The organism is Streptomyces sp. SAI-135 (assembly GCF_029893805.1).
In the GTDB taxonomy this organism is placed as follows: domain Bacteria; phylum Actinomycetota; class Actinomycetes; order Streptomycetales; family Streptomycetaceae; genus Streptomyces.
In genome coordinates this window covers 99,000-114,455 of sequence record NZ_JARXYP010000001.1, presented here as the reverse complement: position 1 = coordinate 114,455, position 15,456 = coordinate 99,000, and the positions used below count along the sequence as shown (strand labels likewise).

The window sequence follows — 15,456 nt, the reverse complement described above, 5'->3', positions numbered from 1 at the left end:
CCCCGCCACCGGGGCCGGCCTGACAGGCGGCCGCCGGTTTCACGGACAGGCGGCCGCCTGGGCGGGCTGCGTGTTGGGCACAGGGACAGGGGGTAAGTCAGCACCCATTCAGGCGAGACGAAACCCGGGGCATCGGCGTCAACATCTTTCGATCTCGCCGACATGATCGTCACCGAGTACAGCCTGCCCCGCGGGACATCGCCAACTCCTTGCTGGCCAAACGCCAAGGTCGCTGACAGTGAGTGCAGGCTTGTCTACGGGACAAAGAACGCGGGGCACTTGATCAGGAGGCCGTCCCTGACCGGCACAGGCGGACCAATGCGCTGACGTCGGCGAGGTGTTCCACCTCGCCGACCGTCTTCTCGATGGCTGTCACCCGGTCCTCGGAGAGGACTCGGCCCGCGTTGCTGCGGAACTTGGCGCTGACCTCCGCCGTAGTAAGCAGGTTTCCGGGGGTGCCGCTGGAGGTCGCGATTCGCCGGCGTACCTCCCGGCCGTCGGTCAGGCGCAGGACGACCTCGCCGGGGAAGCGGGCCGGGAAGTCGCTGTTTGGGTCCGGCGGGCAAACTGTTTTGGCGGCCAGTGCGAGCACGTCGGGGTGATCAAGCGGCTCGTCGTAGAACGTCGTGAGGTCGATGCGGCCCGCAGTGAGCGCCCGAGCCACTACGTACTGCACGCTGAATTGCGCCTCGTACAGGGTCTGCGGCCGCTGCTTGCGCGCGGCGGGCTCGGTCACGGCGGGCATCATCCGCGGGGTCGTGGGGCAGATGATCTCGGCTACGTCTTCCGGGCGCACCGGGGTGCCACCGAGTTCGGTGTGCAAGGCGAGCGCCGCGTCGATGAAGGCGTGCGTGAAGTGGCAGCAGGGGTATGGCTTCAGGGCGATGTCGGCACAGGACCAGCGCTTTCCGAGGTCTTCCAGGCCCAGGTCGATCTCGTCCGCCGACAGGCCCAGGTGACTGGCGTACAAGCCGAGGGGGCCATCGAGGACGCTTGGGGGACCGGCGAAACCGGCCGCCGCGAGCCCGGCGGCCACGATGCCCGAGTGGGCTGCCCAGCCGGGGTGGAGCCGCTTGAGGGATGAACCGGCCAGTTCCAGGGTGCCTGCTGCCTGGCTGCCGCAGATGCCGAGTGCTGAGACGGTCGTCGGCCCGTCCAGGCCGCGCAGCCGGGCCGCCGTGGCCGCCGCCGCGAAGGTGCCGGCGATGCCGGTCGGGTGGAAGCCGCGGTCATGGAACAGGCCCGCTCCCGCGCCGGCAATTCGGCAGCCGACTTCCAGGCCGACGATGTAGGCGACCAGGAAGGCTTCCCCGTCGGCGTGCTGCTCTTCCGCCACAGCCAGGGCCGCCGCCAGGGCGGGTGCTGTGGCGTGGTAGATGGCGCCGATGTGCGTGTCGTCGAAATCCAGGCCGTGTATCAGCGTGCCGTTGACCAGGGCGGCCGACGCAGCAGGCAGGGGCGTGCCGTGGCCGAGGACGTGGCTGTCCTCTCCTCGGCCGAGCGCTGCGGCGGCATCGAGGACCGGGCGTCCGAAGTCCATGCCCGAGGACGCCAGCGCTATGCCGAGTGCGTCGAGGAGGTGGTCACGGGCCACCGCCTGTACCGCCTCCGGGATGTCGGCCAGGCGCAGACCAACAGTGAAGGTGGCCAGCCGCTCAACGGCCGTTTCGGCGTCGGGGGCCCGGAAGGCCGCAACGGGCTTCTCGGGGGTGCCGGTGGGCGCTTTCGGCATGCTGTTCACAGCGACTCCTTAAGTGACGGAACTGCATGGTGTGTCGACGCGCCTGCCGGTTGCGCGGTGTTCTCCCGCAGGGCACGGCCCGCGGTGCGGATCCCGAAGACGGCGACCGTACCCCCGCCCATCACCAGGACGCCGGCCATGACGGCGAAGAATCCGGAGAAACCGAGCCCCTCGAGCATCGGCGCGAACAGGAAACCGCCGGAGAACACGGCGAGGCGTCCCAGGCCGTTGGACACGCCCTGGCCGAGTCCGCGCAGCGGGGTGGGGAACAGCTCCGGGAGGTATGCGTACAGGAACGCCGTCAGGGTTTGCAGCAGCATGCTGAGCAGGAACCCACACGCGGTCACTACTGTGGCGTTGCCGGTGTTCCCGAACCCCAGCAGTAGTGCCGCGATTACCACTGCCAGGGCAAGAATGGCCCACTTGCGTTCCAGCCGGTCTACCAGCGGCCAGGCCAGCAGAGCACCCGGCACCGCGGCGAACGCGAACACCAGGGTCAGCGTCAGAGCCGCGGTGTGGCTGTAGCCGTGCTCCACCAGCAACGTCGGCACGTAGGCGTTGAACCCGTAGAAGGCGAAGGAGGTCAGCACCAGACAGGCCACACCGACCAACAGGTTGCGGATGTTGGCCCCGCGCAGCAGCTCACGCGGGCTCGCCGGCAGCACCGGCGGCTCCTCGACGGGCTCCGGCAGCGTGCCGTACTGCCGTTCTGCTTCCGCCTCCAGCCGTTCCACCGTCGCCGTGGCCTGCTCGATCCGGCCTTGTGCGCACTCCCAGCGCACCGACTCCGGCAGGATGCGCAGGGCAAGGAGGCCCGGGATGACACCTGCGGCACCGAGCACGAACACCCAGCGCCAGGTGTCCTCGCCCAGAGGGATGACGACCCGGGCGAACGCTGCGGCCACCGGCGCGCCGAGCAGCCCTATCGCCAGCATCAGGGAGACTGATCGGCCGCGGGAAGCACGCGGGAACATTTCCGCGGCGTACACGATCAGCACCCCGGTGGTTGCCTGGATGCCGAAGCCGTTGATGAACCGGGCCGCGATCAGGTAGCCGACGCTGTTGGCGAACGTAGTCAGCAGGGAAGCCGTCGAGAACAGCAGGACCCCGCCGACGATGGTCCGTCTGCGGCCGATCTGGTCGCTGATCCGGCCGCCTGTCACAGCGCCGAAGAACATGCCGAGGAACGTCGAGGATGTGGCGATCCCGATGCTGTGCAGGGAGAGCCCCCACTCCTGGGTGATGGTCGGCGCTACGTAGGAGAAGGAGTAGATGTCGACGATGTCGAAGGCGAAGAGGACACCCAGGACCATGCACCACGTCCGCTGTGAGCGGGTGATACGGGGAAGCGAACTCAACCGCGCCGATGCGGAGTATTGCGTTCTTTCGTTTCTGTGCACTTTCTCTGCTGCAGCCATGCGTGGTCCTCACATCATTGTGAATTCCGGCTCCCGCAAGGCGGCATAGCCGCGCGGCTCGGGCGGGGGCGGAAATACGGACGGTGAAACACCCGGATTGCACTCGGGGTACAGGGTAGATCGAGGGAACTTCCTCATCCCGCGGTGGCGGCGAGAAAAGCACTGAGGCCCGTGGAAAGTAAAGGGGGTTACCGCTCCTGATCATGCCTCGTGGGCTGTGTCACGGAAATGCGCGTCTCGTGCGGCGGCACCGGTTTCCTCGCCGATGCCGATGTCCGCCATTGCAACCGGCGCGAAGGGCACGGGCAAGCGGAGTTGCGGCAGCCGCAACATCCGGTGCAAGCCGGCGGCGGTCAGCGGGTCAGCAGATCCTGGATGGTCACGTCCAACGAGGCAAGCCGCACCGAGGAGTTCGGACCGATGACCGCTGCCAGCCGGGGCGCCAGCTCGCGGCTGGCCGCCTGCAGCGGCCCCGCCAACGCGAGCAGCGCGGGCTTCGGAAGCCGCTGCTCCGGGCCCGCGATGACCAGCGACCCCAGCGGATAGTCGTCGGCCGGGTCCAGCAGCGCCGTGGCGATGCCGTGCAGACCGGGGTGATTGCTGGAGTAGGAGACCGCGTATCCGTGCGCGCGGATCTCCGCCAGCTGCTCCGCGAGGTGGGACCGGGACTCTGCCGGCACATGTTCCTCGATCACTTCGGCGGCCTCCGCCTGCGGCAAATGCGCCAGGATCGACGTGCCGCCGCACCCTGAGGTCAGCGGCGAACGCTCACCGAACAGCACCACCCGTCGCAGCGCGCTGCCCGGTGACTCCTCCCCCAGGACCAGGACTCTGTGGCCGCCGCTGCGCAGGTGCAGCGTTGCGGTCTCCCCGCTGGTCAGCGCCAGCCGCATGAGCACCGGGCGGGCCGACTGCACCAGTGCCGGACGCGGGCTCATCAAAGTCGCCAGCGCGATGGCGCGGCTGCCGACGCGGTAGCCGCTGCGGCCTGCGTGATGGACGAAACCGCCGTCCTGCAGACTGCGCAGGATGCGGTACGTCCGGGTCTTCGTCAGGCGCGTCACCTGTGCGATTGCCGTCAGCGAGGCGGGCTGTTCCATCCCGGCCAGCAACTCCAGTACCCGTAGTGCCCGCAACGCCGAGTCGGATTGCTCGGTCGCCGCCGGAACGCCTGACCCGGTCCTCGTCTCGGGTTTGGTCATGCCGTCGCCCCTCCCTTGCCCTTGCCTGGCTTCTCGGACTGATCCATACCGTCCGTCCCACAGCCGCCGCACCCTCTTGGTTGCGCCGATCGCAACTCTGGTTGCGGCTGCCGACTGAATCGTCCACGGTGCTCATGGGCGCTGTCAATGAATTCCTTCTGACCGCTGTATTCGAGGACGGTGCCGCCTACGGCCGACGCCTTCCGCATATCGACGCCTTCCGTATATCAAGGAGGAACAATGCCTGACGACTCCCGCCGAATGGCACTCATTGCTTTTCTGCAGGCCCAGAACTGTTCCAATTATGTGGGATCTTGGCGTCACCCGTCTTCGATGACGGACTTCCTGTCCGCTTCTTATTTCACCCGTATCGCGAAGACGCTGGAGGACGCCACATTCGACATGGCGTTCTTCGATGACCGTCTGGCCATGCCCGACGTCTACGGCCACAGCCACGAACTGGCCCTCCGGCACGGGATCCGCTCCGTCAAGATGGATCCGACACCGATCCTGATGGCCATGGCGGCCGCGACCACACACCTCGGTCTCGGGGCGACGTACTCGACGACCTACTACGAGCCCTTCCACGTAGCTCGGCTCTTCGCCACGCTGGACCTGATGACCGGCGGCCGGGTCGCCTGGAACATCGTCACCTCCCTGAACGACTCCGAAGCCGCGAACTTCGGACGCACAGGCCACCTGGAGCACGACCTGCGCTACGACAGGGCGGACGAGTTCCTCGAGATCGTGAGTCGGATGTGGACCAGCTGGGACGCCGACGCGCTGGTTCTCGACAAGGAGACCGGCGTTTTCGCCGACCCCGACAAGGTCCGCAGGACCACCTTCTCGGGCAAGTTCTTCGACGTCGACGGTGCCTTCACGGTGCCTCGCTCACGCCAGGGACACCCCGTGCTGCTCCAGGCCGGATCGAGCGGCCGCGGCATGGCCTTCGCCGGTCGCTGGGCCGACGTCGTGTTCACCGCGTACTCCTCGCGGGAGACGGGAGAAAAGCAATACCAGGCGGTCAAGCAGGCCGTGGCCGACGCGGGCCGCGATCCGGCACAGGTGGTTGTCGCTCCCGCGATCAGCGTCATCACCGGCGAGACCCCCGAACTAGCCCGCCGCAACTTTGAGTTGACCGACGCTCTGGCCCGACCCGAGGACAGCCTGGCCCTGCTGTGCGAGGTCCTGAACGTCGACCTGTCCACCCGTCCCTACGACGAGCCGTTCACCGACACCGAACTGGCCGCCATGTCCTGGCAGGGGCTACGCGACCGCGTCATCCAGCTCAGCGGCACTGCGAACCCCTGCGTGCGGGACTTCGTGGAGTACTCCGGCCGCGGCTCCCTGCCCAAGGGCGACTCCACCATGGTGGGCACCCCGCAGCAGATCGCCGACCAGCTCGAGCAGTGGTTCGGCTCCTGCTGCGACGGCTTCGTGCTCAGCGCCTCCTCCGTCCCGGGCACTTACGAGGACTTCGCACGGCTGGTCGTCCCCGAACTGCGGCGCCGCGGCCTGGTGAGGGATTCGTACACCGGCTCCACGCTGCGCGAGAACCTCGGCCTGCCCGCTCCGGCCGAGGCGAACCGGGAGGCCGCGGCATGAGCGCCTCGCTGCCGATCCGGATCTTCACCCCGCAGGGCATGCTCGGCTACGGCTACGACCTGGCCGACTTCCACCGCACCGTAGAGGAAGGCGTCGACCTCATCGTCGTCGACTCCGGCTCCACCGACCCCGGCCCGTACATGCTCGGGCTGGGCAAGACCCTCGTCACGGTGGAGTCCTACGCCCGTGACCTCAGGCCCATGCTGCGGGCCGTCGCAGATCACCGCATCCCGCTCGTCATCAGCTCCGCCGGGGGAGCCGGCACCGACGAGCAGGTCGCCCGGATGACCGACCTGGTGGACAGGCTGGCCGACGAGGAGGGGCTGAGCCTGCGGGTGGTGACCATCGGCGCGGACATGCCCGCCGATGTCGTGGCCGACAGGCTGGCCCGCGGCCTTATCGAGCCGAACGTGCGTGGGGAACTGCCCTCGGAAAAGGACATACGGGAGGCCACGGGCCTGGTCGCGCAGATGGGCGCCGAGCCCTTCCTGGAGATCCTCGCATCCGGTGAACCCTTCGACGTGATCATCGCTGGTCGCGCCTACGACCCGGCGCCACACGCAGCCTTCGCCCTGCACCACGGCGTCGAACCCGGCATCGCCTGGCACATGGGCAAGATCCTCGAATGCGGGGGAGCCTGCGCCGAACCCAAGGGTGGCGGTGTCATCGCCACCGTGCACCGGGACAGCTTCGAGCTCACGCCCTCCGGTCCGGCGCAGCGCTGCACCCCGCTGTCGGTGGCCGCACACACCCTTTATGAGAAGAGCCGCCCCGACCTGCTGCCCGGCCCCGGCGGCGTCCTCGACGTCCGCGCATGCGTGTACGAGGCCGTCGACGAGCGCACCGTCCGGGTCAGCGGCAGCCGCTTCCTGCCCAGTGACCATCCGGTCCTCAAGGTCGAGGGAGCGGCCGTGGTCGGCCACCGCGCCGCCTTCATCGGCGGCATCCACGACCCGATCCTCATCGCCCAGCTCGACACCTTCCTCGAACGCGTCGAACGACAGACGGCCCAGCTCCACCCCGAACTCGCCTCTGGCGCTGCCAGGCTGGCGTTCCACGTCTACGGCCGCAATGGGGTGATGGGCCCGCTGGAGCCCTCCACCGCCGTGCCACACGAGGTCGGCATCCTCGGAGAGGTCACCGCACAGAGCCCCGAACTCGCCCTCGCCATCTGCACCACCGTGCGCATCGGCTGCCTTCACCTGTCCTACCCCGGGCAGATGGCGACCGCCGGGAACATGGCGCTACCGCTCAACCCGATGGAAAGCCCCATCGGCCCGGTGTGCGCCTTCACCCTCTACCACCTCATGGACGCCCGGGACCTCGACCTGTTCCCCGTCGCCCACCGACAGGTGGGCCTGATACCCGCCAAGGAGGCCACCCGATGAGTGCGACCGTCCCGCTCAAGGACCTCGCGGAGGTCATCCGCAGCAAGAACGCGGGACCCTACGAGATCACCTTCGACGTCATGTTCACCGACGCCGACAGGTATGCCCACGTCCGCGACAGCGGCGTCTTGAACCCCACCGCCCTCGCCAGCCTGTACTCGGTGACCGAGAGCGATGTCCGTACCTGCCAATTCTTCGAACCCGCCCTGGCCTTCAAGCTCACCTTGGTCCGGCAGGGCGACCAGGGCAGCGTCGGCGAACGCGACACATTCGGAGCCCAGCAGCACGGACCGCTGCTTGACATTCTCGTACCCGCCCCAGCTCCTGCCCCCGGAAGGGAAGCCCTCGCATGACCGCGTCCACCACGCCAAGCCTGTCCCGCAGCCTCGACACGCGCACCCTGCGCCACGCTTACGGCCAGTTCCCGAGCGGAGTAGTCGCCATCGCCGCCGAGGTCGACGGCGAACGCACGGGTCTCGCCGCGAGCACCTTCGTGCCGGTCTCCCTCGACCCGCCACTCGTTGCCTTCTGCATCCAGAACACCTCAGCCACCTGGCCCAAGCTGGTCTCCGCGCCCCGCCTCGGCGTCAGCGCGCTCGGCGCCGACCTCACCGGTGCCGCCCGCTCGCTCGGCAGTAAGGGCGGCGACCGCTTCGCCGGCCTCGACACCCTCACCTCCGACGCCGGCGCTCTGTTTGTCGAGGGCGCAGCGGCATGGCTGGAGACCTCCGTCCACGAGACTCTCGCGGCGGGCGACCACGCGATCGTCCTACTGCGGGTGCACAACCTGACCGTTCGGCCCGAGGTCAGCCCCATGGTCTTCCATGGCAGCAGCTTCCGCGAATTGGCCGCCGTACCTTGCTGAAGGGGGCACGCCCTCAAGTCGCCCAATGGCTGCGCGAGTTCTGCCCCGGCAGTGCGAGGATCGCGCTGCGACCGGCCCAGACGTTGCCCACACCCAGTCGCGACGCCTCAGCTGCAACGATGCCGCGGCCGGTCGGGCGCTGAGCCGCGCGAGCGGGGAGCCTGCGAAGCGGTGATCGCCGTGTTGAACAAGAGCTGGAAACCGTCGAGGCCGCCCCGGGATACCTCGTCACGGCGGCCCGCATGACGCTGACCGATCCATCCCGGAGCGTTGCTTCACCCCGTCACCGCCGCCACGGCCGCCGCGCTGGCCGACTTGGGCGGGATAGACCCACACCTCGCGGAGGGCCTGCTCGGGAGCTTCCGAGCAGTCGGATACGACGACTCGGTCGCGCTCGGCGAGCGTTCCCACTGATCCGTCGCGACCACCGACGGAGATCTCATGGGCACCATGATCGGGAAGATCTGGCCCACGCATCGGGCCGCCCACCACGCGCGTGGGATGGGCTGCCCCGATGCCGAGTTCTCCTTGGCCTTCACCGCCACGGTAGCCAGCTCCGACGTGACCGAGTGCATCACCGACCTGATGAATCTTCCTGGATGCGCGCAAACGATCCCAGATTTGCGATGCGCTTGCCCGTGGGCAAGGCGGCTACGTATCTGCTCTACGACCTGGGCTCAGGCTGGTCCGAACGGGCGCGCCTGGGTGCATCCTGATAGCGGGCCGCAACCTCGGCTTGTGCTCCAGCTTCAGGGCATGGTGTTGCTAAGCCACCTCAATATCACCGCGGTCGTCGCCGAGGACTTCAACTCTCCCTTCCACTGCACCACGATCCGCTTCGGCCTACCCGCGGTCACCCTCACGGGATCCGCGACCCGGTCACCGACGGCGACACCATCACCCTCGACCTCGAAGCCCGCCTCCTCCGTACCGAGGCGCCGAGGTCGCCTTCAGCCCCGTTTCGCCGGCGACGCTCGAGATCCTTGACGCCGCCGGGCTACTTCTCTGCCACGCCGCCGGTTATCTCGCCGTGCCCTCTTGGAAAGGACCGACCGTGAACCTGGCCATGAACCTGCTCGCGACCGCCCGTTCGCAGCCCCATAACCTGGCGATCAAACTGGACGACTATGTGCTGGACTACGCCGCGCTGCACACGGCCGCCGCCGCCGTGGCCGGCGACTTGCGCGAACGCGGCGTTGAACCGGGCGAGCGGGTCGGTCTGATGCTGCCGAACGTGCCCGCCTTCCCGGTCCTGTTCTACGGCGTGCTGCTCGCAGGCGCGGTCGTGGTGCCGATGAACCCGCTGCTCAAGGCTCGCGAGGTCGAGTACTACCTGAGCGACTCGGGCATGAAAGTCGTCTACGGCTGGGACGGCTCCAGGGACGTCGTGCCCGGGGCCGCCAAAGCCCTGGGGATCACTGGTATCACTGTCCCTGCGATCGGCCCCACCGAGCTCAGGGGCACCCCGATCGAAGTGCCGGTTGAGCGTGCGGACGGCGAAACCGCCGTCATCCTCTACACCTCCGGCACTACCGGGCAGCCCAAGGGCGCGGAGCTCACCCACCGCAACCTGTGCTCCAACGCTGCCACCACGGCCGAGACGCTGATCGAGACCGGCCCCCACGACGTGGTCATGGGTTGCCTCCCCCTGTTCCACGTCTTCGGCCTGACCTGCGGGCTTAACGCCGTAATCCAATCGGGCGCCACACTGACGTTGATTCCGCGGTTCGATCCGGTCAAGGCTCTGGAGGTGGTGGCCCGTGACCGGGTGACCGTGTTCGAGGGTGTGCCCACCATGTACGCGGCGATGCTGAACTGCCCCGATGCGGCGCACGCCGACATGTCCTCGCTGCGCACCTGCATGACCGGTGGCTCCGCGATGCCGGTGGAGATTCTGCGCGGCTTCGAGTCCCGGTTCGGCTGCGAGGTCTTCGAGGGTTACGGCCTGTCTGAGACCGCGCCGGTCGTGTCGTTCAACCAGCCCGGCCGTGAGCGCAAGGCAGGCACCATCGGTTTTCCGGTACGCGGCTGCGAGATGCGCCTGGTCAACGACGACGGTGAGGATGTCCCGGCCGGTGAGCCCGGTGAGATCGCCATCCGTGGTGAGAACGTCATGAAGGGCTACTGGAACCGTCCCGACGCCACCGCCGCAGCCATACCTGACGGCTGGTTCCGCAGCGGCGACATCGCCACCAAGGACGCGGACGGTTACTACACCATCGTCGACCGCAAGAAAGACCTGATCATCCGCGGCGGCTACAACGTCTACCCCCGCGAGGTCGAGGAGACCCTCTACGAGCACCCCGCCGTGGCCGAGGCCGCAGTGATCGGGATCAAACACGCCGAGCTGGGCGAGGAGATCGGCGCCGCGGTGGCCCTCAAGCCGGGCTTTGAGGCGGACCCGGAGGAGCTCAAGAACTTCGTCCGGGACCGTCTCGCGGCGTACAAGTATCCCCGCTCGGTCTGGCTCGTCGACGCCCTACCCAAGGGACCCACAGGCAAGATCCTCCGCCGCAAGGTTGAACGCTCAGAATGACATGCGGAGGACCTCGTCCGGCTGCCAAAGCGAGTCGGTCTGGCCGAGCTCGTACCCCCTCAGGAGCTTCCGAACGAGTCGGCTGCGGTGCTTTACTGATCTTTTCGTAAGTTCGGTGGGTGTGGTGGGCGGCTGGTCAGGCCGGTATGGGCGAGGAATGACCATGGCAGTCGGGGGTTGGCGTTGATGCGGTGGATGCCTTGCTCGGTGGCGTCGGCGACATCGGCGAGGTGGTCGCCGGCGAGGTTGGCGAGTTCACGCTTCTTGAGCGAGGACCACAGCAGTTCCACCGGGTTCAGTTCGGGAGCGTAGGCGGGTAATCGTTCCAGGGTGAGCCAGTCCTGTCCGGCGACCCAGGCCCGCATCGCCCGGCTCCAGTGGGCGGACAGGCCGTCCCAGACCAGGACCACCCGCTCGCCGCGGTAGAACACCTTCACCTGTTCCAGGACCTCGATGAGCCCTGCGGTGTCGTAGCTGCCGGGCTTGAGGTGGAAGCACAGGCGGGCCCCGCGATCGGGGTCGGTGGAGTGGTAGCCCAGGGCTCCGGCCATCGACGCGCGCTTCCAGTTCAGCCGGTGCCGCAGGATCGGAGTCCGCCCTCGGGGCGAGTAGGTGCGGCGGATCTGAGGGAGCAGGGAGACGCCTGATTCGTCGAGGAAGACGATCCAGGCACGTGTGTTCACGGCCCCCTTTTGATGCGCGGCCACTCGTGCGCGATCCAGCGGGCGATCTCCGACTCGTCCCGCTCGACCGCCCGCCGCTCGGGCCGTTGCAGGCTCCATCCGAGCCGGCCGGTCAGCAGCCGCCACACCGACGCCCTCGACAACACCACCCCCGTTGTCCGGGTGACGACCGCGCCGACTCGTTCCAGGGTCCACAGGTCGGCCTCGAAACCATGAGCCTGGGCACCTTCCTCCAACGCGGCCCGGACCATCTCGACCTGGGCGTCGTCCAGCTTGGGTGGCCGTCCGGTGGCTGCCCGTCTGCGCAGGCCCGAAGCACCGTCTTGCTCCCACACCCGCCGCCAACGCCGCACACTCTCGGCACACACCCCCACCGCCCTCGCGATCTCCGCATTCGAGACGCCGCCCTCGAACAACTCGACTGCCCGAACACGACGCGCCTCCGCCAACTGAGGCCGCGACAAGGGAGGAAGGGAGGAGCCGGCAACCGAAGGGGAAGGGTGATAAGCCACCCCGACAGCCTCCCACCCACACAGCCACCACACCCACCGAACTTACGAAAAGATCAGTAGACGTCATCTCATTTGGTGAGTCTGCGGTAGCAGATGAGGGTGCAGGCGATGCCGGTGAAGGCCAGGAAGTGTTCGGCTTTGCGCTCGTAGCGGCGGTGCAGTCTGCGGCATCCGGCGAGCCAGGACATGGTGCGTTCTATGGTCCAGCGGTGGCGGCCCAGGCGGTTCGAGAACTCGATGCCTTTGCGGGCGATGCGGTGCCGGATGCCGCGTCCGCGTAACCATCGCCGCAGGTGGTCGTAGTCGTATCCCTTGTCGGCGTGGAGCTTTGCCGGTCTGCGCCGCCGGCGTCCGCGCCGCGAGCGGATCGGCGGTATCCCCTTCACCAGCGGGATCAGTGCCTGGCTGTCGTGCAGGTTCGGCCCCGAGATTCCGACGGACAGGGGCAGACCGGTCCGCTCGGTGATCAGGTGGATCTTCGAGCCGTACTTGCCCCGGTCGACAGGATTCGGGCCTGTCAGCTCCCCCTCAGGGCCCGCATGTTCACCGAGTCGATCGCGCAGCGGGACCAGTCCAACTCGCCGCGGGCGCCTAGCTCGTCGAGGACCAGGCGGTGGAGCTTGGCCCACACGCGGGCCTTCGACCACTCGGCAAAGCGCCGGTGAGCCGTCGCGCCCGACGGCCCGAACGACGCGGACGGCAACTGCTGCCACGTACAGCCAGACGTGGCCACGAACACGATTGCGGCCAACACCTCCCGGTCACCATGCCGGCGCCGACCGCCGCCCTGAGGCCGCGACGGAGCCTCCGGCACCACCCGCTGGAACAGCTCCCACAACTCATCCGGCACCAGCCGCTCAACGATCCCTGCCACGACCGGCAGCTTACCCAGCCAAATGAGATGTGACCTTGGTCTGGGTGGGGTCGGGAGCGAGAAACGCGGCGACGTCGGCTGGTGTGCGGAGGCGGGCGGTTGAGGTGTTGATGTGGTGGCCGTGTGCTTCCAGGTACGGGCGGACTTCCTGTTTCGCGCGGCTGATGGTCATGGCGGTGACGCCGAAGAGCTGGCCGAGGAGGTCCATGGTCGCGAGTTTGCGCAGGTGGAGCACGGTGGCCAGGATCCGGTCGGCTTGGGTGAGCTTGGCCTTGGCACCTGTGCCAGGGGCGACTAGGTCGTTTCTGATGGCTCTTGGACGGTGTCTCGGAGCCAGATGACGATCGCGGTGACGGTCAGAGTGCCGTTGAAGATGTAGTCACGTTTGTCATACCGGGTAGAAACCGCGCGGAACCGCTTCCACTTGTTCACGCACCGCTCGACTGCGTTGCGACGGCGGTACTGGACCTTGTCGAAGGCCGGGGGCCGGCCACCGGCTCGTCCCCGGTGCTTGCGGTGCAGCCGCTGGTCGTCTGGCTGGGCGATGGTGGCTTCGATGCCGCGCCGTCGCAGGTAGGCGCGGTTGTCGCGGCTGGAGTAGGCCTTGTCGCCGCGGACCCGGTCAGGCCGGCTGTACGGGCGGCCCGGTCCGCGGCGCCGGATGCGTAAGCCGTCCAGCACCGGGGCGAACATCGGGCTGTCACCGCGCTGACCGGGCGAGGTCAGCCAGTGCAGCGGGCGGGCCCGGTCGTCGGAGAGCAGATGGACCTTGCTGGTCAACCCGCCCCGTGAGCGCCCCAACGCCTCCGGCCCCTCTGCCTCCTCACGCGCCCCGCCCCTTTTTGCGGGTGGTCGGCCGGGGGCTTGCGAGGCGCTCCGGCCGCGTGCTGATGCGCCCGGCAGGAGGTGGAGTCGATGTTCACCGCCCACTCCTGCCGGCTCGCCTGGCCGGCGAGCGCCCCGTCCGGGTCGCCGGCATCCGCCTCGATCTGCAACTCCTCAAGGACGGCCTGCCAGGTGGCGTCGGCCGACCAGCGGCGATGGCGCTCATAGACGGTCTGCCAAGGGCCGTACCGTTTAGGCAGGTCAGGCCACGGCACCCCGGCCCGGGCCCGGAAAAGCACCCCGTTGATCACCCTGCGGTGATCCGCCCACTGCTCACCCGGCTTGCCGTTTCCGGGCAGAAGAGGCTCGATCTTCCGCCACTGCGCGTCCGTGAGCTCGTGTCGCCGCACCATACGGGCGTCCTGCCCGGCCAACCAGGAGATCCACCCCGCCCACCAATAGCCATCAGAAACGACCTAGGCGCTCGTGAGCGCGACGTGTGCGGAGCACTGGCTCGCGTTGAACCTCCAGCGCGGGAGTCAGGGCATCGATGAGCTCGCTGAGCCGTTGGCGGGTCATACCGGTCAGTTCTGGGTCCTGCAGCGAACGACGTGTGAGGCGAGGCGGCCTGCCCGCGGGGGCCTGGTCTGACGTGCTGTCGGTCGTCGCCCCCTCCATCGGATGCTGGGGGTGGAGGGTGTAGTTCCAGTCGCCGTGGAAGCGGTGCCGGGTGATCGGCAGAGCGGCGATCTCGTCGTCGCTGACCTGGATGCCAGTGGGGTACGGGCTGGTGTCGAGTTCGGCGTGCACGGTCAGGCCGGTTTTGGTGGTGGTCGCTGCGATGCTCTCGACGATGACTTCGTGGCTGGTCAGGGGCCTTCCACGCCAGTTCATGGTGATGTGGGAGAACAGCCGGTGCTCGATTCGGTTCCACTTCGAAGTGCCTGGAGGCAGGTGCAGACGGTCACCGCCAGGCCGGCCTCAGTAGCGAACCGGGCGAGTTCGGTCTTCCAGGTGCGGGTGCGATACCCGTTGGAGCCGCCCGCATCAGCGGTGATCAGCAGCCGGCCAGCCGTCGGGTAGGCGGCCCGCCCGGCTCCGTTCCACCAGCGGCGGATCGACTCGACGGCGAACACGGCGGTGTCGTGGTCGGTGCCGACGTTGACCCAGCCGGTGTTCGCGGCGACGTCGTAGATGCCGTAGGGCACCGCTCTGCCCAGCTCACGGTCGGGGAAGTCGTGGGTGTCGACTCGCACCGGCTCGCCCTTCGGCTCCCATTCACGGCCGTTGTTCTTGAACGGGCCGACCAGTTCCTTCTTCTTGGTGTCCACGCTGATTACCGCAGCCCCGGCGTCTTGGTGGTCGTGGGCCTGCTCGTTGAGGTAGTGAAACTGTGCGTCCCGGTCGGGGTACTGCTTGCCTTCCAGCGTCTTGGCGTTGCTCTGCAGGCTGAAGCCCTCCTCGCGCAGGAGGTCGCCCACCGTGTCCGCGGAGATCCGGTGGCCCTGCCGGGTCAACTGCTCGGCGAGCTTGCGAGTGGATTTGGTGGTCCAGCGCAGCGGCGACATGGGATCTCCGCGGACGTCGGGCTCGACCAGCGTAAGGAGTGCCTCCCGAACGGCTGGGTTCCGGTCGACGACGCGTTTGCGGCCGGCGCCTGGCCGGCGGACGCGTCCCAACGGGGCCTCTCGGGCGTTGAGTTCCCGCACTCCAGCAGACAGGGTGGCCTCACGAACCCCGGCGGCACGGGCGACTGCTCTGATCCCGCCGTGGCCAAGGGGCTGGGCCTCCGCGCCTATCTACAGAC

At 68.1% G+C, this 15,456-nt stretch carries 14 protein-coding genes and 1 pseudogene; 6 read left to right on the top strand and 9 right to left on the bottom strand.

Annotated features, from left to right (window positions below; translation table 11 throughout):
• Positions 1-283: 283 nt before the first annotated feature.
• The 3 genes from M2163_RS00585 to M2163_RS00575 all read right to left on the bottom strand — a co-directional run bounded on the left by M2163_RS00585 (position 284) and on the right by M2163_RS00575 (position 4,361).
• Positions 284-1,732, bottom strand: a complete 1,449-nt coding sequence (locus M2163_RS00585; RefSeq protein ID WP_280855159.1) for an MmgE/PrpD family protein — start codon at positions 1,730-1,732, stop codon at positions 284-286.
• Between the two features lie 5 nt (positions 1,733-1,737).
• A complete protein-coding gene (locus M2163_RS00580; protein WP_280855046.1) occupies positions 1,738-3,054 on the bottom strand; it encodes an MFS transporter in 1,317 nt (438 codons plus the stop codon).
• A 458-nt stretch (positions 3,055-3,512) separates the two neighbouring features.
• Complete coding sequence (locus M2163_RS00575; protein WP_280855047.1) at positions 3,513-4,361, bottom strand: IclR family transcriptional regulator; 849 nt, start codon at positions 4,359-4,361, stop codon at positions 3,513-3,515.
• 240 nt (positions 4,362-4,601) lie between these two features.
• Here M2163_RS00575 and M2163_RS00570 point away from each other — a divergent pair, with 240 nt between their 5' ends.
• The 6 genes from M2163_RS00570 (at position 4,602) to M2163_RS00545 (ending at position 10,755) form a co-directional block, all read left to right on the top strand.
• Complete coding sequence (locus M2163_RS00570; RefSeq protein WP_348542147.1) at positions 4,602-5,966, top strand: LLM class flavin-dependent oxidoreductase; 1,365 nt, start codon at positions 4,602-4,604, stop codon at positions 5,964-5,966.
• Positions 5,963-7,354: an acyclic terpene utilization AtuA family protein gene (locus M2163_RS00565; protein WP_280855048.1), complete on the top strand. Its 1,392-nt coding sequence runs from the start codon at positions 5,963-5,965 to the stop codon at positions 7,352-7,354. Before M2163_RS00570 ends, M2163_RS00565 begins: the two co-directional genes overlap by 4 nt.
• The gene (locus tag M2163_RS00560) at positions 7,351-7,707 is read left to right on the top strand and encodes a DUF4387 domain-containing protein (RefSeq protein WP_280855049.1); all 357 of its coding nucleotides are present in this window, start codon (positions 7,351-7,353) and stop codon (positions 7,705-7,707) included. The genes M2163_RS00565 and M2163_RS00560 overlap by 4 nt, the downstream gene beginning before the upstream one ends.
• On the top strand, positions 7,704-8,219 hold the full coding sequence (locus tag M2163_RS00555) for a flavin reductase family protein (protein WP_280855050.1): 516 nt from the start codon (positions 7,704-7,706) through the stop codon (positions 8,217-8,219). Before M2163_RS00560 ends, M2163_RS00555 begins: the two co-directional genes overlap by 4 nt.
• Before the next feature lie 270 nt (positions 8,220-8,489).
• On the top strand, positions 8,490-8,633 hold the full coding sequence (locus tag M2163_RS00550) for a hypothetical protein (protein ID WP_280855051.1): 144 nt from the start codon (positions 8,490-8,492) through the stop codon (positions 8,631-8,633).
• Between the two features lie 640 nt (positions 8,634-9,273).
• The gene (locus M2163_RS00545) at positions 9,274-10,755 is read left to right on the top strand and encodes a long-chain fatty acid--CoA ligase (protein ID WP_348541020.1); all 1,482 of its coding nucleotides are present in this window, start codon (positions 9,274-9,276) and stop codon (positions 10,753-10,755) included.
• Positions 10,756-10,847: 92 nt separating this feature from the next.
• Here M2163_RS00545 and M2163_RS00540 read toward each other — a convergent pair whose 3' ends face one another.
• The 6 genes and pseudogenes from M2163_RS00540 to M2163_RS00515 all read right to left on the bottom strand — a co-directional run.
• A complete protein-coding gene (locus tag M2163_RS00540; protein WP_280892851.1) occupies positions 10,848-11,438 on the bottom strand; it encodes a transposase in 591 nt (196 codons plus the stop codon).
• Positions 11,435-11,950 (bottom strand): winged helix-turn-helix domain-containing protein, encoded by a 516-nt coding sequence (locus M2163_RS00535; RefSeq protein ID WP_280854753.1) that lies wholly within the window; start codon positions 11,948-11,950, stop codon positions 11,435-11,437. The genes M2163_RS00540 and M2163_RS00535 overlap by 4 nt, the downstream gene beginning before the upstream one ends.
• A gap of 68 nt (positions 11,951-12,018) precedes the next feature.
• A protein-coding gene (locus M2163_RS00530) for an IS5 family transposase (RefSeq protein WP_280855162.1) occupies positions 12,019-12,815 on the bottom strand; the annotation gives its coding sequence in 2 pieces (ribosomal slippage) (positions 12,019-12,479 and positions 12,479-12,815; 798 coding nt in all).
• Positions 12,816-12,834: 19 nt separating this feature from the next.
• Entirely contained in the window at positions 12,835-13,134 is a 300-nt protein-coding gene (locus M2163_RS00525; protein WP_280855163.1) for a transposase family protein, read from the bottom strand.
• A protein-coding gene (locus M2163_RS00520; protein ID WP_280893129.1) for an IS5 family transposase occupies positions 13,119-14,059 on the bottom strand; the annotation gives its coding sequence in 2 pieces (ribosomal slippage) (positions 13,119-13,679 and positions 13,682-14,059; 939 coding nt in all). Before M2163_RS00520 ends, M2163_RS00525 begins: the two co-directional genes overlap by 16 nt.
• Before the next feature lie 274 nt (positions 14,060-14,333).
• Positions 14,334-15,448: pseudogene (locus tag M2163_RS00515) on the bottom strand (ISAzo13 family transposase); the annotation flags it as partial.
• Between the last annotated feature and the right edge of the window lie 8 nt (positions 15,449-15,456).